The 22,694-nt window shown below is 69.2% G+C and carries 22 protein-coding genes and 1 pseudogene; 13 read left to right on the forward strand and 10 right to left on the reverse strand.

Annotated features, from left to right (window positions below):
• Positions 1–237: 237 nt before the first annotated feature.
• Positions 238–873, reverse strand: a complete 636-nt coding sequence (locus tag RWE79_RS39105; protein WP_475945468.1) for a TetR/AcrR family transcriptional regulator — start codon at positions 871–873, stop codon at positions 238–240.
• 137 nt (positions 874–1,010) lie between these two features.
• Here RWE79_RS39105 and RWE79_RS39110 point away from each other — a divergent pair, with 137 nt between their 5' ends.
• The 8 genes and pseudogenes from RWE79_RS39110 to RWE79_RS39145 all read left to right on the forward strand — a co-directional run bounded on the left by RWE79_RS39110 (position 1,011) and on the right by RWE79_RS39145 (position 11,602).
• On the forward strand, positions 1,011–2,156 hold the full coding sequence (locus RWE79_RS39110; RefSeq protein WP_475945470.1) for a VOC family protein: 1,146 nt from the start codon (positions 1,011–1,013) through the stop codon (positions 2,154–2,156).
• Positions 2,153–3,091: a fumarylacetoacetate hydrolase family protein gene (locus tag RWE79_RS39115; RefSeq protein WP_475945472.1), complete on the forward strand. Its 939-nt coding sequence runs from the start codon at positions 2,153–2,155 to the stop codon at positions 3,089–3,091. Before RWE79_RS39110 ends, RWE79_RS39115 begins: the two co-directional genes overlap by 4 nt.
• A complete protein-coding gene (mhpA, locus tag RWE79_RS39120) occupies positions 3,088–4,713 on the forward strand; it encodes a bifunctional 3-(3-hydroxy-phenyl)propionate/3-hydroxycinnamic acid hydroxylase MhpA (protein ID WP_475945474.1) in 1,626 nt (541 codons plus the stop codon). The genes RWE79_RS39115 and mhpA overlap by 4 nt, the downstream gene beginning before the upstream one ends.
• A 16-nt stretch (positions 4,714–4,729) precedes the next feature.
• The gene (locus RWE79_RS39125) at positions 4,730–6,748 is read left to right on the forward strand and encodes an acetoacetate--CoA ligase (RefSeq protein WP_475945476.1); all 2,019 of its coding nucleotides are present in this window, start codon (positions 4,730–4,732) and stop codon (positions 6,746–6,748) included.
• A 149-nt stretch (positions 6,749–6,897) separates the two neighbouring features.
• Positions 6,898–7,521, forward strand: coding sequence for a malonic semialdehyde reductase (locus RWE79_RS39130; RefSeq protein ID WP_475945478.1), 624 nt, complete (start codon positions 6,898–6,900; stop codon positions 7,519–7,521).
• 194 nt (positions 7,522–7,715) lie between these two features.
• On the forward strand, positions 7,716–8,981 hold the full coding sequence (locus RWE79_RS39135) for an IS701 family transposase (RefSeq protein WP_475938225.1): 1,266 nt from the start codon (positions 7,716–7,718) through the stop codon (positions 8,979–8,981).
• Positions 8,982–9,172: 191 nt separating this feature from the next.
• Positions 9,173–10,158: pseudogene (locus tag RWE79_RS39140) on the forward strand (IS5 family transposase).
• 265 nt (positions 10,159–10,423) lie between these two features.
• Positions 10,424–11,602 (forward strand): IS4 family transposase, encoded by a 1,179-nt coding sequence (locus tag RWE79_RS39145; RefSeq protein ID WP_475945480.1) that lies wholly within the window; start codon positions 10,424–10,426, stop codon positions 11,600–11,602.
• A 648-nt stretch (positions 11,603–12,250) separates the two neighbouring features.
• On the opposite strand, the gene RWE79_RS39150 is transcribed toward RWE79_RS39145, so the two are convergent.
• A complete protein-coding gene (locus RWE79_RS39150; protein ID WP_475945482.1) occupies positions 12,251–12,871 on the reverse strand; it encodes a TetR/AcrR family transcriptional regulator in 621 nt (206 codons plus the stop codon).
• Positions 12,872–13,233: 362 nt separating this feature from the next.
• On the opposite strand from RWE79_RS39150, the gene RWE79_RS39155 reads away from it, so the two are divergent.
• Both RWE79_RS39155 and RWE79_RS39160 read left to right on the forward strand, forming a co-directional pair.
• The gene (locus RWE79_RS39155; RefSeq protein ID WP_475945484.1) at positions 13,234–14,025 is read left to right on the forward strand and encodes an SDR family NAD(P)-dependent oxidoreductase; all 792 of its coding nucleotides are present in this window, start codon (positions 13,234–13,236) and stop codon (positions 14,023–14,025) included.
• Positions 14,026–14,086: 61 nt separating this feature from the next.
• A protein-coding gene (locus RWE79_RS39160; RefSeq protein WP_475946413.1) for an IS5 family transposase occupies positions 14,087–14,892 on the forward strand; the annotation gives its coding sequence in 2 pieces (ribosomal slippage) (positions 14,087–14,417 and positions 14,417–14,892; 807 coding nt in all).
• On the opposite strand, the gene RWE79_RS39165 is transcribed toward RWE79_RS39160, so the two are convergent.
• The 3 genes from RWE79_RS39165 to RWE79_RS39175 all read right to left on the reverse strand — a co-directional run bounded on the left by RWE79_RS39165 (position 14,862) and on the right by RWE79_RS39175 (position 17,441).
• On the reverse strand, positions 14,862–15,143 hold the full coding sequence (locus tag RWE79_RS39165) for a hypothetical protein (RefSeq protein ID WP_475945486.1): 282 nt from the start codon (positions 15,141–15,143) through the stop codon (positions 14,862–14,864). The two genes, RWE79_RS39160 and RWE79_RS39165, sit on opposite strands and share 31 nt — an antisense overlap.
• 544 nt (positions 15,144–15,687) lie before the next feature.
• Positions 15,688–16,416, reverse strand: coding sequence for a TIGR03943 family putative permease subunit (locus RWE79_RS39170; RefSeq protein ID WP_475945488.1), 729 nt, complete (start codon positions 16,414–16,416; stop codon positions 15,688–15,690).
• Positions 16,413–17,441, reverse strand: coding sequence for a permease (locus RWE79_RS39175; RefSeq protein ID WP_475946415.1), 1,029 nt, complete (start codon positions 17,439–17,441; stop codon positions 16,413–16,415). Before RWE79_RS39175 ends, RWE79_RS39170 begins: the two co-directional genes overlap by 4 nt.
• Before the next feature lie 521 nt (positions 17,442–17,962).
• On the opposite strand from RWE79_RS39175, the gene RWE79_RS39180 reads away from it, so the two are divergent.
• Positions 17,963–18,238: a hypothetical protein gene (locus RWE79_RS39180; RefSeq protein WP_475945490.1), complete on the forward strand. Its 276-nt coding sequence runs from the start codon at positions 17,963–17,965 to the stop codon at positions 18,236–18,238.
• Between the two features lie 22 nt (positions 18,239–18,260).
• On the opposite strand, the gene RWE79_RS39185 is transcribed toward RWE79_RS39180, so the two are convergent.
• From RWE79_RS39185 to RWE79_RS39195, 3 genes are all read right to left on the reverse strand, one after another.
• On the reverse strand, positions 18,261–18,701 hold the full coding sequence (locus tag RWE79_RS39185; protein ID WP_475945492.1) for a hypothetical protein: 441 nt from the start codon (positions 18,699–18,701) through the stop codon (positions 18,261–18,263).
• A gap of 42 nt (positions 18,702–18,743) precedes the next feature.
• A complete protein-coding gene (locus RWE79_RS39190) occupies positions 18,744–19,205 on the reverse strand; it encodes an ISL3 family transposase (protein WP_475946417.1) in 462 nt (153 codons plus the stop codon).
• Positions 19,206–19,303: 98 nt separating this feature from the next.
• Positions 19,304–19,594 (reverse strand): transposase family protein, encoded by a 291-nt coding sequence (locus RWE79_RS39195; RefSeq protein WP_475945493.1) that lies wholly within the window; start codon positions 19,592–19,594, stop codon positions 19,304–19,306.
• A 128-nt stretch (positions 19,595–19,722) separates the two neighbouring features.
• Between RWE79_RS39195 and RWE79_RS39200 the strand changes: the two genes are divergently transcribed.
• Together RWE79_RS39200 and RWE79_RS39205 are read left to right on the forward strand one after the other, a co-directional pair.
• Entirely contained in the window at positions 19,723–20,316 is a 594-nt protein-coding gene (locus RWE79_RS39200; RefSeq protein ID WP_475945495.1) for a YdeI/OmpD-associated family protein, read from the forward strand.
• 508 nt (positions 20,317–20,824) lie between these two features.
• On the forward strand, positions 20,825–21,220 hold the full coding sequence (locus tag RWE79_RS39205) for a DUF1192 family protein (RefSeq protein ID WP_475945497.1): 396 nt from the start codon (positions 20,825–20,827) through the stop codon (positions 21,218–21,220).
• A 152-nt stretch (positions 21,221–21,372) separates the two neighbouring features.
• On the opposite strand, the gene RWE79_RS39210 is transcribed toward RWE79_RS39205, so the two are convergent.
• Together RWE79_RS39210 and RWE79_RS39215 are read right to left on the reverse strand one after the other, a co-directional pair.
• Positions 21,373–21,744 carry a hypothetical protein gene (locus RWE79_RS39210; RefSeq protein ID WP_475945499.1) on the reverse strand — a complete coding sequence of 124 codons (372 nt, stop codon included), beginning with the start codon at positions 21,742–21,744 and terminating at the stop codon, positions 21,373–21,375.
• Positions 21,745–21,944: 200 nt separating this feature from the next.
• Positions 21,945–22,613, reverse strand: coding sequence for an NAD(P)-dependent oxidoreductase (locus RWE79_RS39215; protein ID WP_475945501.1), 669 nt, complete (start codon positions 22,611–22,613; stop codon positions 21,945–21,947).
• Positions 22,614–22,694: the final 81 nt, after the last annotated feature.

The raw sequence follows: 22,694 nt of genomic DNA on the forward strand, positions 1-22,694 counted from the left end.
GCTGAGTTCATGCGCGGCACGGGACAGAAGACTGTCCGCGGTGGAGTCGGCTCTTACGACGTCACGCCGCCCTGGTGGACCGCGAGGCCTCAGCCGGCCGCCTCCGGCTGCGCGGTGGCCGGGAGGGAACCGGTCTCACGGGCTGGTCGAGGACGAGGGTCCGCGCGGCCACCGGCGGACGGGCTGCCGTCCACGGCTTTCCGGTGGCCACGGGGCCTGGCGCGGCAGGTGCTCGGGTCAACCGAGGTCGGGCAGCGGCCGCCGGGTCACCTGGTGGGCGTCGTCCGGCGGGACGCCCAGCATGCGCAGGACCATCTCGGCCAGGTCCGAGGCGGCCTCGTCCCCGTCGAGGTCGGGGCGGTCCAGTCGCAGCGCCACGAGGGACATCAGGGTGCCGCCCAAGGCGGACAGGGCGGTGGTCGCGTTGCGGCAGGTGAAGCGGCCCGAGGCGATGCCGTTCTCCAGGTCGCGCAGGGCTCGCGGGGCGAGTCCGCGGGCGGAGTGGATGTAGGCCAGACCGCGGTCACGCAGGATCCGCATGAGTTCAGGGTGGGAGTCGGCCATCCGGGCGGTGAGCCGGAAGCCCGCAGCGACGAGCTCGGCCGGGTCGTCGATTCCTTGTACCCGCTCGTCGATGACCTGCCCGAACTCGTCCAGGGCGTCCGTCACCGCGGCGTCGAAGAGCTCCGTCTTGGACTCGAAGTGGTTGTAGAAGGAGCCGAAGCCCACGTCCGCGCGCGCGGCGATGGCCTGGATGCTGGCGCTGGTGTCCCCGGTCTCCGCGAGGATCTGCCGGGCCGCACGGACAAGCGCCTGGCGGGTCTCGGCACGGCGCCGTTCGAAGCGGTTCTTGGGCGGGGCTGACGTCGGCATACGGCGAGTGTAACAACCGCCGCGATGAGTCTGCCATTACTGATGGGATTATCAATTATTTGGGTCCACCCTATTGACGATGGGTTACAGCAAAGTTGATGATTTCCTCATTACAGCAGTGTTGCCTGGAGGACACCATGTCCCACACCCCCGTTAACAGAGCCGCTCCCCAGACGCCCCACCAAGACCTCCACAGTGAGCAGGGCGCCCTGCGCGGAGAGCACCCCGGACGTTCCCGGAATCCCGTGATCAAGGTGGCGGATCTGGCCTGGCTCGAGTTCGAGAAGCCGGACCTGGACCGGGCCGAGGTCTTCGCGCGTGACTTCGGGTTCGCGATCGCCGCCCGCACCGAGGGAGAGCTGTGGCTTCGCGGCACCATCGCGGGCTCACCCTGCATGGTCATCCGGCGTGGGCGTACGCCCCGGTTCATCGGGCCGGCGTTCCGCGCGGCCGAGCGGGCCGACCTCGACCGGCTGGCCCGCGCCACCGGCAGTACCGTCCGGGACATCGGCGTACCGGGCGGTGGGCAGTCGGTCGCCCTGCTCGATCCCTCGGGTCTGCCGGTCCGGGTGGTGCACTGCGCCGAGCAGCTGCCCGCGCTGCCCGAGCAGGAGCCGCTGATCCTCAACTTCGGTACCGATCACCGTCGTACGAACGCCACCCAGCGTCCGCCCCGTGAGCCGTCCCGCATCCAGCGGCTGGGCCATGTGGTGCTGGAAACACGGGTGTTCGCCCGCACCCTGGACTGGTACCTGGACACCCTCGGGATGATCGTGTCCGACTTCCTGTTCCTGGACGGGCAGCGCGGGCGCGGGCCGACGATGGCGTTCATCCGGTGTGACCAGGGGAGCGTGGCCGTCGATCACCACACGCTGGCCCTGCACCTGGGGCCCGGAACCGGCTACGTCCACTCGGCCTACCAGGTCACCGACCTCGACTCGATCGCCGCCGGCGGGGAGTACCTGGGCGAGCGCGGCTACCAGCGCAGCTGGGGCATCGGCCGGCACATCCAGGGCAGCCAGCTGTTCGACTACTGGCGCGACCCCGACCACTTCATGCTGGAGCACTTCGCCGACGGCGACCTCTTCTCCTGCGCCCTGGAGCCCGGCTGGGCACCGATGTCGGCGAGCGGCCTGGCCCAGTGGGGCCCGCCGGTCACCCGCGACTTCCTGGGCGCCAACCCTTCCCCCGCCAAGCTGCGCGAGGTCATGACGGCCCTGCGTGGCGACAACGAACTCGACCCCGCACGCCTGCTGGGCCTGATGAAAGCGATGAGCTCATGAGCACCAACGTTCTGCGCACCACCGACGGCTGGTGGGTCGTCCGGGACGAGCGCGCCGTCCGTGTCGCGACCGAGGCGGTCACCACGGCGGAACTGCTCGCCGACCGGGACGCGGTCCGGGAGGCCGCCGCCTCCGCCGAGAGCGGCACGCCCGTCGCCGACCTGGTGACACTGCCACCGGTCACCACCCCGTGCCGGGTGGTCGCCCAGATGGTCAACTACCGTAGCCACGCCAAGGATTCGGGCTTCACCGGTGACATCCCGCCCACCTTCTTCCGCAAGGCCTCCGGCTCGGTCAGCGGCCCCCACGACACGATCATCCGGCCCGAGCACGTGAAGTTCCTCGACTACGAGGTGGAACTCGGCCTCGTCATGGGCGCCACCCTGCCCGTGGGCACCGTCGTCGAGGAGCAGGACCTGCCGCGCTACGTCGCCGGCCTCGTCCTGACCAACGACGTCAGCGCCCGCGACGTCCAGCTGACCAAGACCCAGTTCTACGAGAGCAAGTCCTATCCGACCTTCACCCCGACGGGTCCGTACCTGACCCTGCTGGAGCCCGAGGACTTCGCCCATCTGCTGAACCTGCGGCTGCGGCTGTCGGTCAACGGCGTGTCGCGCCAGGACCGCACGCTGGCCGACATGATCGTACGGCCCGCACAGGCGCTCACCCTGCTCGCCCGCTTCCAGACCCTCGACCCGGGCGACCTGCTGCTGACCGGTACTCCCGGCGGCACGGCCCTGAAGGCCCCGCCCAAGGCGGCCGAGAAGATCGCCGCGCTGCTGCCGCCCGCACTGAAGTGGAAGGCGTTCTTCAAGGGCCAGGCCAAGAACCCCAAGTACCTGCGCGACGGTGACCTCATCACCGCCACGATCGCCACCCCGGACGGGCGGATCGACCTCGGCGAGCAGCGGACCCCCGTCAGGGACGCACCGTGAAGGCCACAGCCCGGAGGCCGGTGGTGATCATCGGTGCCGGACCCGTCGGGGTCACGGCCGCCCTCCTGCTCGCCCGGCACGGAGTGCGCAGCCTGCTCCTCGAACGCCACCGGGACATCTACCCCCAGCCGCGCGCCGTCGTCGCGGACGACGAGGTCCGCCGGATCCTGCAGAGCGTCGGTGTCCACGAGGAGTTCGCCGCCCTGGCGCGCCCGGCGCGCGGGCTGCGGCTGCTGGACGCCCGGCGCCGCATGATCGCCGAGTTCCCGCGGTCCCCGCTCGGGCACCACGGCTTCCCGCAGACCAGCATGTTCGACCAGCCCGAACTGGAACGCCTGCTGCGTGACGCCCTGGCGCGCCGCCCCGAGTGCGAGCTGTGGGGCGGGGTGGAGGTCGTGTCCGTCACCCAGTCCGTCGCAGGGGACACCGACGGACCGGACGACTCCACGGGTCCGGTCCGGGTCACCTTCCGCCGCGACGGCAGCAACGAGGAGGAGCACCTGTGGGCCGATGCCGTCCTCGGCTGCGACGGTGCGGGCAGCCTCACCCGCGACGCCATCGGCGCCGTTTGGGAGGACCTGCATTTCGAGGAGAGCTGGCGGGTCATCGACGTGCGCACCAGCCGCCCGGTGCGCACCTGGGAAGGCGCCGAGCAGATCTGCTGCCCCACCCGTCCGGGCACCTTCATGCGCGTCGGCGAGGACCGCTACCGCTGGGAGTTCCGGCTGGCCGACGATCAGCACCTGGACGGCCCGGACGGATGGGAGCGCCTGCGCGAGCTGGTCGCCCCCTGGGTGGACCTGCCGCCCGATGCCTCGCCGGGCGACGACTTCGAGGTGATCCGGCAGGCCCAGTACACCTTCCGGGCCCGCCTCGCCGACCGGTGGCGCCGGGGGCGCGTCTTCCTGCTGGGCGACGCCGCTCACCTCACCCCGCCCTTCGTCGGGCAGGGCCTGTGCGCGGGCCTGCGTGATGCCCACAACCTGACCTGGAAGCTCGCCCGCGTCCTCCAACAGGGCGCACACGACGGGCTGCTGGACACCTATGAGCGTGAGCGCAAGCCGCACGCCCGCCATGTGATCCGCGTGGCGGTCGCCGTCGGCTGGGCCATGACCGGCGGACAGGACCGGGGCGCGGCGTTCCGCCGGGCCGTCGTGGGCGCGGCCTGTCGCATCCCCGGCGTGACCGCGGCGGTGAGCCGTGACCTCAGCCCCGCGCTGACCGCCGGTCCACTCGTACGGCGCCGCCGCAGACTGACCGGCGGCGTGCTGCCCGGCACCTTCTGCCCGCAGCCCTGGGTACGTCACGACGGCAGGCGAGTACGCCTCGATGACGTTCTCGGGGGCTCCTTCGCCGTCCTGACCGCTGTGCCGTCCACGGCGCAGATGACGGCCGTGGCGACGGCACTGGGCGCCCCGACGATCCACGTGCACGACCTGGGCGACGACGGCACCCTGGCCGGCTGGCTGACACGCGGCCGTGCCGACGCCGTCCTGCTGCGCCCCGACCGCGTCGTGATGGACACCGTCCCGGCCGGTACCGGCGACTTCACGGACACCGCTGCCTGGGCTCCCCTGCTGCACACGGCCCGCCGTACCGCCGACGTCCCGCCCGTCCCCTGACGAGGAGTACCACACCATGACCGCCCCGCACCTCGCGCCGTATCCGGAACCCTTCTTCACTCCCGACCCGAGGTCGGCCGCCCGCAGCCGCATCGCGGACTTCGCCCGATGGGCGGCCCGGCACCAGGGCGGCGAAGGGATCCAGGACCCCACGGACTACCGAGCCCTGTACCAGTGGTCCGTCACCGACCTCGAAGGGTTCTGGGCCGCGGTGTGGGAGTACTTCGACATCGACGCGACGACTGAGTACGAACGGGTGCTGGCCGAGGAGACCATGCCCGGCGCCCACTGGTTCCCCGGAGCCACCCTCAACTACGCCCATCACGCGCTGCGCAACCTGCAGCCGGACGCTCCCGCGATCACCGCCCTGGACGAGAGCGGAGCCGGCTATGAGATCACGGGCCGGGAGCTGCGCGCTCGGGTCGCCTCCGTCGCTGCCAGCCTGCGCGGCCTGGGCGTCGGACAGGGCGACCGGGTGGTGGGATATCTGCCCAACACCCCCCACGCGATCATTGCGTTCCTCGCCACCGCGAGTCTGGGCGCGGTGTGGTCGGTGTGTGGCCAGGACTACGCGCCCAAGGCCGCCGCCGACCGTTTTGCCCAGCTCGAACCCACGGTGCTCATCACGGCGGACGGCTACCTGTTCAACGGCACCACACACGACCGTCGGACCGCCTCGCTCGAACTGGTCCGCGCCCTGCCGACGCTGAAGGCCACGGTGCTCGTGGACCACGTGGGCCTTGCCTGGCCCGAGGACGGGGACTCGGGGCTGACGGTTGCCTGGGAGGACTCGGCTACAGGCGCCGAGTACCTCACCATCGCCCCGGTGCCGTTCGACCACCCTCTGTGGGTCGTCTTCTCCTCCGGTACCACCGGCGTGCCCAAGGGCATCGTCCACGGGCACGGCGGGGTTCTGCTCGAACACCTCAAGATGCTCGGCCTGCAAAGCGATCTGGGCACCGGGGACCGCCTGCTGTGGTACACCACCACCCACTGGATGATGTGGAACCTGGTCGTCTCCACCCTGCTGACCGGTGCCACCACCTGCACCTACGACGGCAGCCCGGCACCGCAGGCGCGCCCGGACATCCTGTGGGAGCTGGCGGCTCGCCACAAGGTCACCCTCTTCGGCACCAGTCCCCAGTACCTGCTGGCCATGGCCAAGCTGGGCATCGAACCCTCCGTGCACGACCTGTCGGCCATCCGCGTCATCGGCTGCACCGGCTCCGCTCTGCCCGCCTCCGCCTACCCGTGGGTCCGCGACCACGTGGGCGCAGGCGTCCAGTTGGCCTCCAGCAGCGGCGGCACGGACGTCGTCTCGGCCTTCGCCGGCAGCGCCACCACGACCCCCGTCTGGGCGGGGGAGCTGTCCGCCCCCAGCCTGGGCGTGGCGCTGGCCGCCTACGGCGAGACGGGCACTCCTGTCCTCGACCAGGTCGGCGAACTGGTCGTGACCCGCCCCATGCCGTCCATGCCGCTGTATTTCTGGAACGACCCCGACGGCAGCCGCTACCGCGACGCCTACTTCGGCGACTACCCCGGTGTGTGGCGGCACGGCGACTGGATCACGCTCACCTCGCACGGCTCGGTGATCGTGCACGGCCGCTCCGACGCCACCCTCAACCGCAACGGAGTGCGCCTGGGCAGTGCCGACATCCATGACATCGTCGAACACCTCCCCGAGATCACCGAGGCCCTCGTCATCGGCGCCGAGGAACCCGACGGCGGCTACTGGATGCCGCTCTTCGTGGTCCTCGCCGACGGGGTCGGCCTGGACGATTCCCTGCGCGAGAAGATCCGCGACGCGATCCGCGCCGGTGCCTCACCTCGCCACGTTCCCGACGAGATCCTTGCCGTACCGGCGCTCCCGCACACGAAGACCGGCAAGAAACTCGAGGTTCCCGTCAAGCGCCTGCTCCAGGGCGCCCCCGCCGAGCAGGTCCTGAACCCCGCGGCGGTCGACAACCCCGACCTGATCGCCTACTTCGCCCGCCTGGGCGCGGAGCGGAACAAGCGGTCAGCACACCACATATGACGTCGGACAGGGGGCCACAGGCCCCTGTGACAGCACCGGGTCCCTGTGCTCGTCCGGCTCCACAAACCCCGTCCCCACCCTGTGGTTGCCGGGGCGGTCGCCCCGCCCCGGCACCACACCATCCGTACAGCCGAAGTAAGAGAGAAACCATGAGTATGACCGACCGTGAACCGCAGGCCCTCGATGTCCTCGACGACGCCGGGCGAAAGGTGCTGTTCACCGAGGCCCGCACCGCGAACACCTTCGCGGAGGTGGCCGTTGCCGACGACGAACTCGCCATGATCTGGGAACTCGCCCGCTGGTCGCCGAGCGCCGCCAACGGCCAGCCGCTGCGCGTTCTCTTCGTGCGCACCCGCGAGGGCAAGGAGCGACTCGTCCGGCATCTCGACGAGGGCAACAAGGCCAAGACGCTCAGCGCGCCGGCCGTGGCGATCCTTGCGTACGACGTCGACTTCCACGACCAGATGCCGACGGTCTTCCCCGCTCGCGGCGACATGCTGCGAGCGGCGTTCGCCGACCAGATCGACAAGCGCGAGAGTCTCGCGGCCTACAACTCGGCACTGCAGACCGGGGTCTTCCTGCTCGCCGTCCGCGCGGCGGGGCTGGCGGCCGGTCCCATGGCGGGCTTCGACAAGGCCGGCGTGGACGAGGAGTTCTTCGCCGGTACCAGCTGGCGCTCGCATCTGTTGGTCAACATCGGTCACCCCGGCGCCGACCCGTGGTTCCCGCGGCTGCCCCGCGTGCCCGTCGAGGACGCCGTCACCTGGGCTTGAGGGCACTGCCGCCTGGTAGGTGAGAGGCGCCATGCCGTGGGCGCCGGTGCTCTTCTGAGTACCGGCGCCCACTTTTACCGAGGTGGCTGTGATGAATTTTCCGCGGAGGGGTCAGGGCACGAGAACTAGTAGGGCTTGGTCAGGTTGGTTGTGGTGGTGCGTGTCCTGTGGGTCGGGTGTGGCGTTGAGTGTGTGTGACTCCGGACGAGATTGCTGTGGTGCGTGGTGAGTTGGAGGCGTTCGCGGCGGAGGTGTTCGAGCCGTTTGCGCGCAAGGATCAGCGTCGGTGGGGGCAGGTCTATCTGCGGGGGCTGCTGACCGATGGGCAGCGTAAGTCGGTCGAGCCGATGGCCGCCCGGCTCGGGGAGGACGGCAATCGTCAGGCACTGGCCAACTTCATCACCACCAGCCCCTGGGACCCGGCGCACATCCGGGCCCGGCTGGCCTGGCGGATGGAGGAGGCGATCGGTCCGGAGGCCCTGGTCTTCGACGACACCGGGTTCTTGAAGGATGGGACGGCCTCGGCATGCGTGTCGCGGCAGTACACCGGCACCGCGGGCAAGGTCACCAACTGCCAGGTCGGCGTCTCGCTCCACCTCGCCTCCGACCACGCTTCGGCGGCGGTCAACTGGCGGCTGTTCCTGCCCCAGACCTGGGACCCCGCCTCACCGAAGGCCGATGCGGACAAGGTCGCCCGACGTGCCGCCTGCGGCATCCCGGACGATATCGGGCATGTGGAGAAGTGGCAGCTGGCCCTGGACATGCTCGACGAGATCCGCTCCTGGGGGATCGAGGTGCCGCTGGCCATCGCGGACGCCGGATACGGCGACGCCGCCGCGTTCCGGCACGGACTGCAGGCCCGCGGCCTGAACTACGTCGTGGGAATCTCCAGCACGCTGTCGGCTCAGCCCGCCGGCGCGGTGCCGGTGGCCGAGCCGTATGCGGGGACCGGACGCCCGCCGGTGGCGAAGTATCCCGACAAGCCGCAGTCGGTGAAGGAGCTGGTCACCGCGGCGGGCCGGAAGGCGGCCCGGCCGGTGCAGTGGCGGGAGGGCTCCCGGCCCGGCACCGGCCGCTCGGGCCGCAGGCGGATGTACTCGCGCTTCGTGGCCCTGCGCATCCGGCCCGCCGGACGCGAGGTCCGCCAGAACGTCGACGGCCCGGAACTGCCCGTGTGCTGGCTGCTGGCCGAATGGCCTGCCGGCGAGAGCGAGCCGGTGCAGTTCTGGCTGTCCGACCTGCCCTGCGGCATGCCGTTGACCACGCTGGTCCGGCTCGCCAAACTCCGCTGGCGCATCGAGCACGACTACCGGGAGATGAAGCAGGCCCTGGGACTCGCCCACTTCGAGGGCCGAACCTGGAACGGCTGGCACCACCACGTCACCCTCGTCTCCGTCGCGCACGCCTTCTGCACCCTGCAACGACTGGCCCGGGCCCCAAAAGACACGGCGCCGGCCTGAGCCTCTACCAAGTCGTCCGCGAGCTACAGACACTCCTCGCCCTCTGGACCGGCGCCTGCCCGACCTGTCACCGCGACATACCAACGTCCATATCAACCTGACCAGGCACTACTAGGTCCTGTCTGGAGTTCGGATCAGGAGTTCGGTAGATCGCCTGCGCGCGAGGGCTCGGTCTTGATAGGCCGTCAGTCATGGCGCGAGGCGATCTCACCGAAGAGCAGTGGGCCCTGATCGAGCCCCATCTCCCGATTGCCGCGGTTGGGCCCATCCCTGACCTGCGGAAACACTTCAACGCGGTGATGTGGCGGTTCCGGACCGGTAGCCCCTGGCGTGACCTGCCGACCGAGTTCGGGCCCTGGCCGAGCGCGTACGACCGCTTCCGGATCTGGGCGACGCGGGGTGTTTTCCAGGATCTGATGCAAACAGTGATCGCCGAGGCCGCCGCCCGCGGCCAGGCCGACCTGGGCCTGGTCAGCGTGGACTCTGCGACCGCCCGGGCCCACCATCACGCCGCCGGGATGGCCCTGGACCCCGAGCAGTTGGCGGCCTTGGAAATGGCCGTCGAGGCCGAAAAGGGGGCGATGGCAAGGCGCAAAGAACGCAGGACGGACAGGCCGAGGATGAGGCGCGCGTCGAGCGGCGACGGGTCCGCCGACGACACCGAGCCCGCTTGAAAGCCGCCGAGCTGGGGCGTTCCCGGGGCGGACTGACGAGCAAGATCCATGTGGCGGCTGACCGACGCTGTCGCCCGCTTGCGTTCGTCCTCACGCCCGGGCAGGCCGGCGACAGTCCACAGTTCGCCCCGGTCCTGGAACGGGTGAAGGTGCGCGGCCCGATCGGGCGCCCGCGGACCCGGCCGGATGCGGTGGCCGCGGACAAGGCGTACTCGTCCCGACGCAACCGCCACTACCTGCGACGACGCGGGATCCGAGCCGTGATCCCGGAGAAGGTCGACCAGGCCGCGAACCGCAAGAAGCGTGGCAGCGCTGGCGGTCGGCCAGTCTCACACGACGCGACACTCTACAAAGAGCGCAACACCGTGGAACGGTGCATCAACCGGCTGCGGAACTGGCGCGGTATCGCTACCCGGTACGACAAGACCCCGGAGAGCTACGAGGCCGGACTGCACCTGTGTGGTGCGATGCTCTGGCTCCGCAGCATCGCACCACACTCGTGATCCGAACTCCAGACAGGACCTAGGGCGTGTTGCGAAAGTAGCGCCGTCCGCCCGCAGGGCGGGCTCCGCGGCGTCTGGTGCGTGCGATCGCAAGGCGGAGGGTCGTCCTCGTACTGGACGTACTTGGATGATCCCGACAACGCGGCGAGCGTGCGTGCCAGGCGTCGTGGAGCAGGCGGGACTTTCGCAACACGCCCTAGACCCAATGCCGTTGCCTTTGCTGTAGGCGTACTGTGCTTGGCAGTTCGTCCCGGGGGTGGTTCGGATGGCTGCGAGTGTGTCTGACTTATCGGGTCTCGGCCTGTTGACCTGGGTGTATCCGCCAGGCTTGGTGGACCGGGTGGTGACGGCGTGCGGCCGTGCCGAGCGACGTCAGCGGCTGCTTCCCGTGCGGCTGGTGGTGTACTTCGTGCTGGCGTTGGCCCTGTTCTCACCTGCCCCGTATCTGGAAGTGATGCGCCATCTCGTCGAGGGCTTGCGGGGCTCGGGGCTGCTGGGCAACTGGCGTGTTCCGGCGAAGTCCTCGCTGTTCAGGGCCCGGCAGCGGCTGGGCTCCGAGCCGCTGCGGGTGCTGTTCGCCACGACCGCGAAGCCGATGGCGACCGAGGCGACGCCCGGCGCGTTCTGGCGGGGCTTGCGGCTGCTCGCCGTCGACGGCACGTGCTGGGACGTCGCGGACAGTGAAGCCAACGAGACTGCCTTCGGACGTCCGGGCAGTGGCCGCGGGTCGGGCAGGAGCGCGTTTCCGCAAGTGCGGATGGCAGCTCTGGTGGAGATCGGCAGCCATGCGGTGCTGGACGCGGAACTGGCCGGCTGCCGCACCGGGGAAGTCACTCTGGTAGGCCGCCTGCCGCGTTCGACCGGCCCAGGTCAGCTGGTCCTGGCCGACCGTGGGTTCCTTGGCGTCCCGTTGTGGCAGGCGTTCACCGCCACCGGCGCCGACCTGCTGTGGCGGGTGCCCGCCAACCGCGTCCTGCCCGTCACCAAACAGTTCCGCGACGGGTCATGGCTCTCACACATCAGAGCGAGCGGCGGCCCGGCCCGCAAGGAGCCGGTTGTGGTCCGTGTCCTGGCCTACCGGCTCAAGGACCGGGCCGGTGAGGGTGAGACCGACGACTATCGCCTGGTCACCAGCCTGCTGGACGCCCGACGGTATCCTGCCCGGCAGCTGGCCGCGCTCTACCGCGAACGCTGGGAGATCGAGTCCGTCTTCGCCGAGATCAAAACCCATCAGCGTGGCGCACGCGTCGTGCTCAGCAGTAAAACACCCGACGGTGTTCACCAGCAGATCTGGGCACACCTGCTGGTCCACCACGCTCTGCGGGAACTCATGCTGAGAACGGCTGCCACCCGTGGCCTGGACCCTGACCGGGTCTCCTTCACCGAAACGCTGCGCTCTGCCCGGCGCAGCGTGACCGTCACGCCGGGCAGTTTTTCCCCCTGACCTCCTGGTCAGAGCACTGGTGATGCTCGAGCAGGACCTCCTGGAACGGCTCCTGCCCGTCAGACGCCTCCGCAGCCAGCCCCGCGTGGTGAAACGCAAGATGTCCAACTACCGCCTCAAGCGAACTGAACACCGTTCCTGGCCACAGCCGACCCGCACCGGACCTCAAGCGGTCCTCATCACAAGACCCCAGCCCGCAAGCCCGTAACGCAACGGCATTGGCCCTAGCACGGCTTGGTCATCGGCGAGTTCGTTGGTGATCCACGCGGCGAGGCGGTCGCGGGCCAGGTCGTGGTCGACGCGGGCGCGGGCGAGGAAGTGCTTGCAGGTGGTGCGGACCACAGTGGCCCAGGGCCTCGGCGAGCGTCCAGCAGTTGCGGGTGTCCAGCTCCATCAGCATCGCCTCGCACATCTCCCGTCCAAGCAGGCGGGGTTCACGCCGTGTGAAGCAGTCCGCCACCGCGGCCATCGCCTTCCTATGACGTCCGTCCACTCACGCTCGGCTATCGTGGCCTCCGCGGCCACCTGGTCCTTGATCGTCATCACAAGCGTTCATGATCACGGTGGCTGTTCCTCTGCCCGCAGCGCCCCGGTAGCCGCCCTGACCAGCAAGGACAGGCCGACGATCAATAACTACAGCTGCCGGGTCTATGCGGCCGGAGCGCCCATGGCGCGGTCGAGGATCTCGGGCAGTGGAGTCGTCCCGTCGCAGGCCATCCACGTATCCGTAGCCGCGTCCAGGCAGGCGAGAGCGGAAGCCACGAGCGCGAGAGCCCGGGGGTCATCGGTAGCGACAGGGTCGGCGCCGAGCCGCCGGGAGACCTCAGGCACCAGCAGGGGCTGCCAGCCCTGCTGTTTCTCCCGGTGACGGGCTTTCAGGGGGCAAGCGTCCCTGAGCAGCCGTGTGAAGCTCAGGGCCTTCTCGGGCTCGTCGGCATGGATTTGGGTGAGTACGTCGAAGGCGCGGCGCAGTGAGTCCCAGGGCCGCTCGTCCGCCGGGCGGGCGCTGAGCGCTGCGGCGACTTCGTGGCCGAGTTCCTCGATGTTGCCCAGAACGACGTCTTCCTTGGTGCCGAAGTAGCGGAAGAAGCTGGCACGCGACAGCCCCGCCTCGGTGGCGATCTGGTCGACCGTCGTGTTCTCGAAGCCCTGCACGGTGAAGAGGCGGAACGCCACTGCGCTGACTTCGTCCCGCATCGCGTGGCGCAGTCGGTCGCGCAGTGCCGGCGGCGCGGCGGAGCGTGGAGATGTGTTCGTGAATGCGGCCATGTCCGCATTATAGACGGCCTCACAGTGAGACCTAGTCTCACTTTGAGGTATGGTTGCTTGCGTAAACTCCATATCAACGCGGCATCCCGCAAGCGAGCGCCAACCCGTCACCGGCTCGTCGAAGTGGGCAGGTGCGGCGACATGGTCGCGGCAGACCGCCCGCAGGGCCTCGGCGGGCCGCCGCGACGTCGTTTTCACGCCGAACCTTGTCGAATCCCCGGTATGGCTCGAAGGTCGCCTCAGCCAGATCCGAGCTGGCGGCGGCGCATGCGGCCTCTCACGCTCATCCCGTCGACCCCAATATTTCACCTTGAGATAGAGTATCAATATGAAACTACGTATCACCTCTAGGAGCGCTAGTCATGACTGATCTCCAGGGCAAGAATGTCGTCATCACCGGGGCGAGCTCGGGGATCGGCGCCGCCGCGGCCCAGCGCTTCGCCCAGCTCGGCGCGACCGTCATCGTCGTGGGCCGGTCGGCGGAGAAGACCAAGGCCGTCGCCGGGTCGATCGGCGCCGAGCATCTCGTCGCCGACTTCAGCCGCCTCGATGACGTTCGCGCGCTGGCCGAGAAGCTGCGCGACCGGCCCATCGACGTCCTGGCCAACAACGCCGGCGGCATCTTCTCCGGGCACCGAACCACGCAGGACGGGCACGAGATGACCTTCCAGGTCAACTACCTCGCTCCGTTCTTGCTGACGAACCTGCTGCTGGACACACTGAAAGGGGGCCGCGTGATCAACACCGGAAGCATGCTGTATCGCCGCGGCCGCCTCGACCTCGACGACCTCACCAGCGCCAGCGGCCAGCGCGCCTACGGCTCCGCCAAACTGGCGGTCCTCCTGTTCACCCGCGAACTGGCCCGCCGCGGCGATGTGACGGCCGCGGCGTTCCACCCCGGCGCAGTCGCCAGCGACGTCATGCGCGAAAACCGTGCCGTCAGCACCCTGATGCGGCTGGGCAGCGCGCTCATGTCGAGTGCCGAGGAGGGTGCCGAGCCGCTGATCCACCTCGCGACCACGCCGGACACCCAGTCGATCAACGGCGCCTATTTCCACAAGCTGAAGCGCGAGGAGCCGAAGCACGAGCTGGTGACCGACCCGGCCTTCGCGAGCCGGCTGTGGGAGCGGTCGAAACTACTGACCGGGGTCTAAGGCGATGTCTCATGTGGTGATGCCGTGAGGTGCGGCATCATTGTTCTTCGTGGGTGTTGATCTGTCGCAGCGGCTGGTTCCTGACGGGTTGTGGGAACTGGCTGCTCCTGTGCTGTCGTCGTTCGTGCCGCGTCCGCAGGGTGGTGGGAGTGCGCCGTTGGACGAGCGGGCGGTGTTCACGGCTGTGGTGTACGTGCTGACCAGCGGCTGTGCGTGGCGGCATTTGCCGCCGACGTTCGGGGTGTCGCCGGCTACCGCGCACCGGCGGTTCGCGGCCTGGACGAAGGCGGGGGTGTGGCGGCGGTTGCACCGGGCGGTGCTGGACGAGCTGGGAGCCCGGGGCGAGCTGGACTGGTCCTCGGTGATCATCGATGCCGCCTCGGTACGGGCGAAAAGGGGGGCTCGCTGACCGGGCCGAACCCGGTCGATCGCGGCAAGTCCGGCAGCAAGTTACATGTCCTGTCCGAAGGCGAGGGCATTCCGCTGGCGGTAGCCGTCTCCGGGGCCAACACTCACGACAGCCAGGCCCTCAAGCCGCTCGTGAAGGCGATACCGGCCGTACGGTCCCGGCGCGGACCGCGCCGCAGGCGCCCCGGCAAGCTCCGCGCCGACAAGGCGTACCACTCCGCCGACACCCTGCTCTGGCTGCGGAAACGCGGCATCATCACGCGAATCGCACGCCCGGGCATCGAGTCCTCCGAACGACTCGGACGCCACCGTTGGAAGATCGAACGCACCATCTCCTGGCTGTTCGGCTACCGCCGCCTCACTGTCCGGTACGAACGCAAGGGCAGCCACTTCCTCGCCTTCCTCGGCCTCGCCGCCGCACTGACCTGCTACAAAAAACTCGCCAAACTCACCACATGAGACATCGTCTTAGCGTTGACGCTAGCCCCGCTCGTCAGGTTCTCGACTTTGCTCGCCCGCAGCGTGCCTCTCTTCATCTTGCCGTGCGCCCGTACCCAATCACCCTCGGAAATCGCCCCTTCGAACGCGTAGCCCCGCATCTCCACCGGCACCAGCAGCACCCGATTGCCGGCCTCGTCATAGCGTTCGACCCGGAACGTCCACACCGTCTCGTAGTTTGATTCCCCCTGTTGCTCGGTGCGTGACTGCACACCGTGCACCTGCCCCTCCACCACTCCGCTGCCGATGCGGAGCGACGGAGTCGATTGAGGGCTCGCAGCGGCCGGCTCAGGAGACTGGGCGGGAGCGAAGGCCTCGGGTGGCCGACGGGCCTCTCCTGGGGACGGCCCGTTCCACCCGCCCCCGCCGGGGCGCACTCCGGGAGGCAACGCGCTGGGAGGAGCGGATGGTGCAGAAAATTCGTCGGGAGACCGCGGTGCAAAATCATGCCCGCACCGGATGCACCTTTCGGGACCGGGCATCGCTGGGGCTGCACAGTGAGCACACACGCTTGGACCAGTCATCTGGACCACTCCTGGGCTATCAGCCCCTTCCACCAGGAGACACCCATCCAAACCGCAGGGCAACCGGTCAGGGCACCAGCACCGACTTCCAACCAGCACTCTCATGCCATGCGTGGCGGCGGGGCGTCTCTTCCGCCCGCCACCTGTCGGCGTACAAGTGAACGTGCACCACCGCGTACGGATGAAAGTGAACCGCTCCGGGATCGATGGAGCGCTCGATCCTGCGCATTCCTCATTCGTACGGGTCCTCGGGCTCTGAAATGTGCTTGACCGTCTCGGTGTTGAGGACGGCGTGGGCCGCGTCCGTTCCCACCTTCCCGGTGGGGCGCCACTGACCGGTCACGGTCACCCACGCGTCGGACGCCGGGGCTGGGATGCCGTGCATCTCGATCTTGAGTACCTGGGCGTCGGCGGCGCAGCAGGTCACGACCAGGCGGCTGAGGTACCAGGTGTTGCCGTCGCCTCGGCTGACGAAGCCGGTGAGCCGGACGGTGCGGCCCTTCAGGGAGTGGCCGGTGTCCCAGATGGCCCGGGAGGTGAATGCTCCGAGGGAGAGGTCGACCGTGCCGCTCTTGCCCGACAGAGCGGGGAAGGTGCCCGCACCGGCGGTGGAGGCCTTGGTGTTGTCGTCGCGTGAGGCGGTGTACGAGCCGAGGGCGGGCGGCGCGAAGAACAGCAGGCTGAGTGCGGGGACGTAGAGCAGCCAGGCGACGCGCGGGCCCTTGGAATGGTCGTGGCCGTGGTCCGCATCGGCGTGGTGCTCGGGCTCGGGGCGGCTGAAAGGGAAGCCGTCGCGGGCAGCGCCGATGAGGCCGAGCAGCACCAGCAGCACGCCGGAGGCGATGAGCGGGATGTGCAGTGCCGGCTGGACGTAGCGCAGGTAGAGGTCGCTGAACAGCGCGATGTGCAGCAGACCGGCGCCGGCGAGGAGGAGCAGGAGTACCTGAAGGCTGCGTTTCACAGGAGCCACCATCCGACCAGGACGCTGAAGAGCACGGCCGCGAACCACGTGGCTGTGGAGAAGCGGAGAGCAAAGGCGCGTCCGAAGGTGCCGGACTGCAGGGCGATGAGTTTGAGGTCGGCCATGGGCCCGACGACCATGAAGGCGAGCCGGGCGGTCGGCGAGAAGCCGGTGAGCGAGGCGGCGACGAAGGCGTCCGCCTCCGAGCACACGGCGAGGATCACGGCGAGGACCGCCAGTGCGGGGACGGCCAGCCAGGGCGAATCGGTGAAGAGGCTGAGCACGGAGTGCGGGACGGCGATGTTGAAGGTGGCCGCTGCCGCGGCGCCGATGACGAGGAAACCGCCCGCATGCAGGAAGTCGTGCTGCAGGCTCAGCCGGAACTCCTCCAGCCGCCCGCCGCCCGGGGTATGCCCGGTGGGCCCCTTGGGCAGCCGCAGCCATTCCTCGCGGCCCAGCCGCACCCACAGCCAGCCCATCGTGACGGACGTGGCGAGCGAAGCGACCAGCCGGGCCGGCACCATCCAGTGGTTCTGCGGGAACGCGATGCCCGTCGCGACCAGCACTACCGGGTTGATCGCCGGCGCCGACAGCAGAAATGCCAGCGCTGCCGCCGGGGCCACCCCACGCCGCATCAGGCTGGCCGCCACCGGCACCGAGGCGCACTCGCACCCCGGCAGCACCGCCCCCGCCATCCCCGCAACCGGGACGGCGAGCGCGGGATTGCGCGGCAGCGCCTTGGTGAAGACCGAGGCCGGTACGAAGGCGGCGATCGCGGCGGACACCAGGGTGCCGAGCAGCAGGAACGGCACTCCCTGCACCACGATCGCGGTGAAGACCGTACGCCAGGCCGCCAGCGCCGCGGTGTTCACCTCAGCGGCCAGTTCCGGCCCGACCACCATCAGCACCGTGCCGGTGATCGCCAGACAGATGCCTGCGGTCACCATCATCATCACCGCTCGCAGGGCCAGCCGCAGGCCGCCCCCGACGCCGCGGGCCGCCGCCGGCTGCTGTCCGTCGTGCATTTCGCCGGGCCGTCGTGCAGCCCGGCCCACTCCGTCCGTCACGTCTCTCTCTTCTCGTGCGGCCCTACGGGCGCTGGGAAACAAGCTAGCGACGCCGCCTGTGCGGCCACTCATAAGAGGCCTCAACGGGCAGGTCCGGCTGCAGTCACGGGCTCTGTGAAGCATCGACGTGGTATGTGACCGCGGGCGGATGGGCTTGCCGAGGCTCTGAGCGTAGGCGATCGCCTCTGGTGCTGTCGCGGATGTAGCCGCCGGGGAAAGCGCCTGGGTTCGCGACTACTGAGGCGCTGATCATGCGAACTCTCCTCGGATTCCGGGCAAGGGCGCTCCTGTTTCGAGCGGGCTTGGGCTTCGACAACGGCTCAGGGCATGGGATCGCCCGGAGCCCGCCTCGTCCGGACGGAGTAATTGTCGAACGTTGTGGACCGGCGTGTCGGATCAGGCAGTGGCGAGAAGGGGTTCTCGGCCTGGAGGCCGCCTCCGAGCCGGGGCGTTCTGATCAGGGTGGTATCCCGGCCTGCATGGCCGAACCGATCGATCCCTCGCTCGCCGATGCCGGACTGGCTGCCTGCCTCGTTGAGGCCGTTCGGAAGGACCCCGGACCTCCCGCCCGTGCCGTGGGTGCGGCGGGCAATCGGGCGGCCCGCGCCGGGACGACCTCCTGCGGCAGTGGGCCGGCGCCCTCGGCGGTGACCCGCGCCGCGAGCACCGTCCCCGCCGCCGCGACCAACGCGGTCACCACCAGGATCTGCCGCCCGGAGGAGATCACGCTCGCCGACTGCGGCAGAAAACGGTAACTGCCATGCCCCTGCGCGGCGATCAGCCGCGGAGCGGAGACGGCCACCGCCAAGGTCCCGGCGACCGGCCCCAGGCCCACACGGCCAGCAGCGCGGCAGGCATCCGGCCGTGCACCGGCGGCAGCCTGCGGACCAGGAACAGCGCCCCAGGCACGAAGAAGGCGAAGACCGCGCCGAACCGGATCTGCAGCGCGGTTGCGTACAGCGCGAGGTAACGGGAGCCGTCGGTCCCGGCCGTGTCCCCGATCCCGCCGAACACTCCGGCGCCGAACTGAACCGAGGCCGGATGGTCGTACGACCAAGGGGTGAGCCATAGTTCGAGCTCGGTCGCAGCCCGCCCGCCGAGCACACCGGCGGTGCTCGGCAGGTGCAGCGCCTGCGCACTCGCCCCCGCCCGCCACAAAAACGCCGTGAGCAGCAACGCTGCGATCAGTGCCGGTATCACCGCGCGCCGATATGTCACGTACTTCCCCAGCCTTGGTCACGCATCCCGTGAATCCCCTGGTCAGGGGGGAGCCGGGTCGCTCGCCCGTCCGCGCCGGCCGCGGGTCTCGGCGGTGGTGCGGAGCCTGAGCATGGACAGCATCTTGTTGGCAAGCTCGACCACGTGGAAGTGGTCGACCACGACAGTGGCGTGCGGCAGGCCGATACGGATCGCGGCGCGGTAGGTGGCCGACATGTCGATGGCGACGTAGCCGATGCCCCTTCTCCAGTCCAGGTCGGTGGTGGAGAGCCAGGCCAGGACGTCGGCGACGGTGCGGCCCTTGACCTGTCCGAGCAGCCCGCCGTGACCGAGGGCGTCGACGAAGCCGGTGTGCCACCGGTCCCGGGTCAGGCGCCACTTGCCGGTATCCGCATCCCGTTCCCAGCGGGGCCGTCCGCGCCGGGTCTCGTCGATGCCCAGGACTGTGACCTGCGGCAGAGGTGCCTCGGCGACGTCGCGGTCCTGCGTGCGGAAGGCTTCCATCACGGTCGGCCAGGACAGATGCAGATCCCGCGCGACCTGGATGACCGTGGAGCCGGCATCCCGTATGCGGCGCCCGGCCGCACCCCGCAGCCGGCCGGTCAGCCTGGCACCGGCCGAATCTGCGGGATCTGCTCGGTGAAGGACCGGCGAGGGCAGCCGGCCTCGCGGCACCACCAGCGGCGCTTGTGCCAGCGGAACTCCAATCCGCTCTCGCCGTAAGGGAGATCGCGCGGCCGGGTCACAGCCGAGCCCTTCACCCGGGTGGCGAACACCCCGCAGGCCGGGCAGGCCCTGGCTGTCTCGTCGGCCGTGACCAGGTGAACTCGGCGCCTTCCGTCGGCCAGCCGCTCAACCCGCGCGACGGACACCCCGTCGAGGTCGAGCAGCAACGTCGTATCGTTGAGCGAGCCCGTGGCTCCTGCATGATCGTTCTGCGTCGAGAACAGGGATGATCACGCAGGTCCACGGGCATCCTGCATCCGGGGCCGTGTCCGAATGCGTCACGACAATCGGCCGGGTGTGGTTCGCTGCTGGGGTGACTCAGGACTTGGAGATCGTCGCATTCGAATCCGCCGAGACATTCCAGGCATGGCTCGGCGAGAACCACGCCGTCTCGTCCGGCATCTGGCTCAGGCTTCGCAAGAAGGGCCCCGGAATCGTCGCGCTGGACTACGCCCAGGCGCTCGACGTGGCACTCTGCTACGGCTGGATCGACGGCCAGAAGGCCAAGTTCGACGACCAGTGGTGGCTCCAGCGGTTCACCCCGCGCAAGCCGCGCAGCAAGTGGTCCAAGGTCAACCGGGACAAGGCGGCCGCCCTGATCGAGCAGGGCCGGATGCAGCCCCCGGGGCAGGCCGAGGTCGACCGTGCCAAGGCAGACGGCCGCTGGGAGGCGGCCTACGACGGCGCGAAGACCGCCACGGTGCCGGACGACCTCACGGCGGCCCTGACCGCCGACCCGGCCGCCGCGGCGTTCTTCGAGACACTGGACCGGCAGAACCGCTACGCGATCCTGTACCGGGTCCAAGACGCCAAGAAGCCCGAGACCCGGGCGCGCCGGATAGAGAAGTACGTAGCGATGCTGGCGAAGGGCGAGAAGCTGTACCCGTAGTCCCGGAGAGGGACCGCAGCCGTGCAGTGCCCCGGGGGCCCGGCGCGCCTGCGGCCCGGCCGCAGCCACCAAGTGCCCTCACTGAGCGTAACGAAACGTCAGAGGCCCTGAGCAGGCGCACCGCTCAAGATCGAAGACCCGCCATGCCGTCGACTTCCGGCTGCACCTGCAGTTCGGCCGGCCCCTCGGGAACGCCGTCAATCTCGGAGTTGCCGTCGCTGGCCTCAGCGCACCATTGGAGGGGTCTCCTGAGCCAGCGGCCCGCAAAGCCGTGCAGCGGCAGGCCAGGACCTGCTCGACGCGGTCGACGCCCACCTCGCCAGCCCGCAGGACAGCGGTGACGATGCCCTGAGCCGACTGTGCTTCGTCGCCGCCTTCCACGAGGACATCTTCCGCTGCGGCCACGTTCGCCGGCACAGCCCTCTGGCGTCCGCCACCCCGCACACGACCCTCCAGAGCCTGATCGCGGCAGTGCCCTCCTACGTCAGTCGACGACCTGGCGCAGCAGATGACCCTCGCGGCGAAGCCCTTCGCACCGTACCGCGCTCTCCCCGAAGGTCAGCGGGTGTGCGGCCCGACCTTCGCCGGCAGCAGCGATCTCGGCGGGGCCGACGCTGACTTCATCGGCGGCACTCTCATCGACTGCAAAGCCACCACACAGCCCCGGCAGCCGGCGCGGACGAGCTGCACCAGCTCGCCGGATCTGGACCGGCGCGGCACCAAGGAGCTGACCGGGCGCGTGGGCGAACTCCAGGCGGAGGTCCAGCGCGTCAAGGACGAACTGGCCGCGGTCCGTGCGGACAACGCACGTCTGCGGCGCGAGCTGGAAGAGGCGCAGGACGAGGTGGTCGCCGTGCGCGAGGCCGGCCGGCAGATGTTCAAGAACGTCAACCGGTCCGGCTGAGTGCCTGTTCCTGTGAGGCCTGCATGACAACTTGACAGGGGTCCGACCTGGGGCATTCGGATCTCGTCGTTGTGCCTCAGGAGATGGGTCATCTGGCCTTTGGATGACACCGTGCGTTCGATCGACAAACCCCAAGACCGGTACTGCGACAGCTACTCACGGCGGTCGAGGCCGGAGGTGGCCAGGAAGTCGGACCAGCCGTCGAACAGGTACCAGGTGAAGGGCGCCCACCAGATCAGGTCGTTCGTGATCACGATGACGACTGTGCTGAAGGGCCAGACGCCGGTGATGATGAGCCAGGCCAGCCCGAGCGGCCCCAGTACTTTGCCGGTCAGCCCGACGGCAGCTATCGACCAGCCGCGCTCAGGCCATATGGCCACCTCCAGGTAGAGCAAGCCGTACAGGCCGAGCACCATGCCGAGGGTGGCGAAAATCTGGGGGGAGTTCGACAGGGGCAGGCCGCTGAGGCGGTAGAACCATTGCGGATCGGCGACGGCGAGGCATCCCCAGGCGATGTTGTACACGCCGGCTGCGATGAAGGTTTTCCGGTGGTGCCGTCGATGTCTCAATTCATCCGCCCTGTTGCATGCTGAGGCCTTTTGTTTTAATTCGTGCGTGTCATGTGTGGGTGCTCGCCTCGCGTCGGAGCGTCTGCTTCGCGTGTCGGGTGGTGGATCGCGTCAGTCGGGGTGGCTGGTGTGCTGGGTGGATCAGCGGGGTGTTGTCAGTAGGCGATACCGATGATGTGGTGGATCGTCTCGGGGTTGTCGAGGGCGTCGAGCATGAGGTGGGCTACGTCGGCGCGGGAGATGAACATGCCGGTGCGGACGTTCTGTTCGTAGGCTGTTCGGTAGGTTTTCTTCAGACGCGTGTTGAGCAGTCGAGGTGGGCGGGTGACGGTCCAGTCCAGGTCGCTGTCGTGGAGGAGGTCTTCCATCAGGGCCAGGTCGTCGTAGTGTCTGCGGAATGCTGCCTTGGCCATCGGGGCTGCCAGGTGTCGCATGAAGAATCCGTCGCCGGGGTTGTGTCTGGGCGGGTTGGGGCGACGGGGCGACGGTACGGTGCCGACCGATGCGGCGCTGACGGCGATGATGCGTCGTACGGCGGTCTCCTGCATGGCCTGGACGATGGCTTGGGTTCCGTGCGAGGCGACGCCGGCTTCGGCTCCTGATCGAGCGCCGAGTCCTGAGAGGACCGCGTCGGCTCCGGTGACTGCCGAGCGCAGGACTGCCGGGTCCGCGGTCGTGAGATCGGTGACCACGGTGCGTATCGGCGCGTCGGGCAGCCTGTCGGGGTTTCTCACGATGGCTGTGACCTCATGGCCGGCTTCGACGGCCTGGGTGAGGAGTTGGCTGCCGATGCCTCCGGTTGCCGCCACGATCGTGAGTCTCATTCGGTCTTCCTCGGCTGTGCGCGTGGCGGTAAGACGGGATGTTCCGTTGCCGACTGTGGCAGCGGGACGGTGGTCGCCCTT

It is taken from the genome of Streptomyces sp. RLA131 (assembly GCF_056270125.1).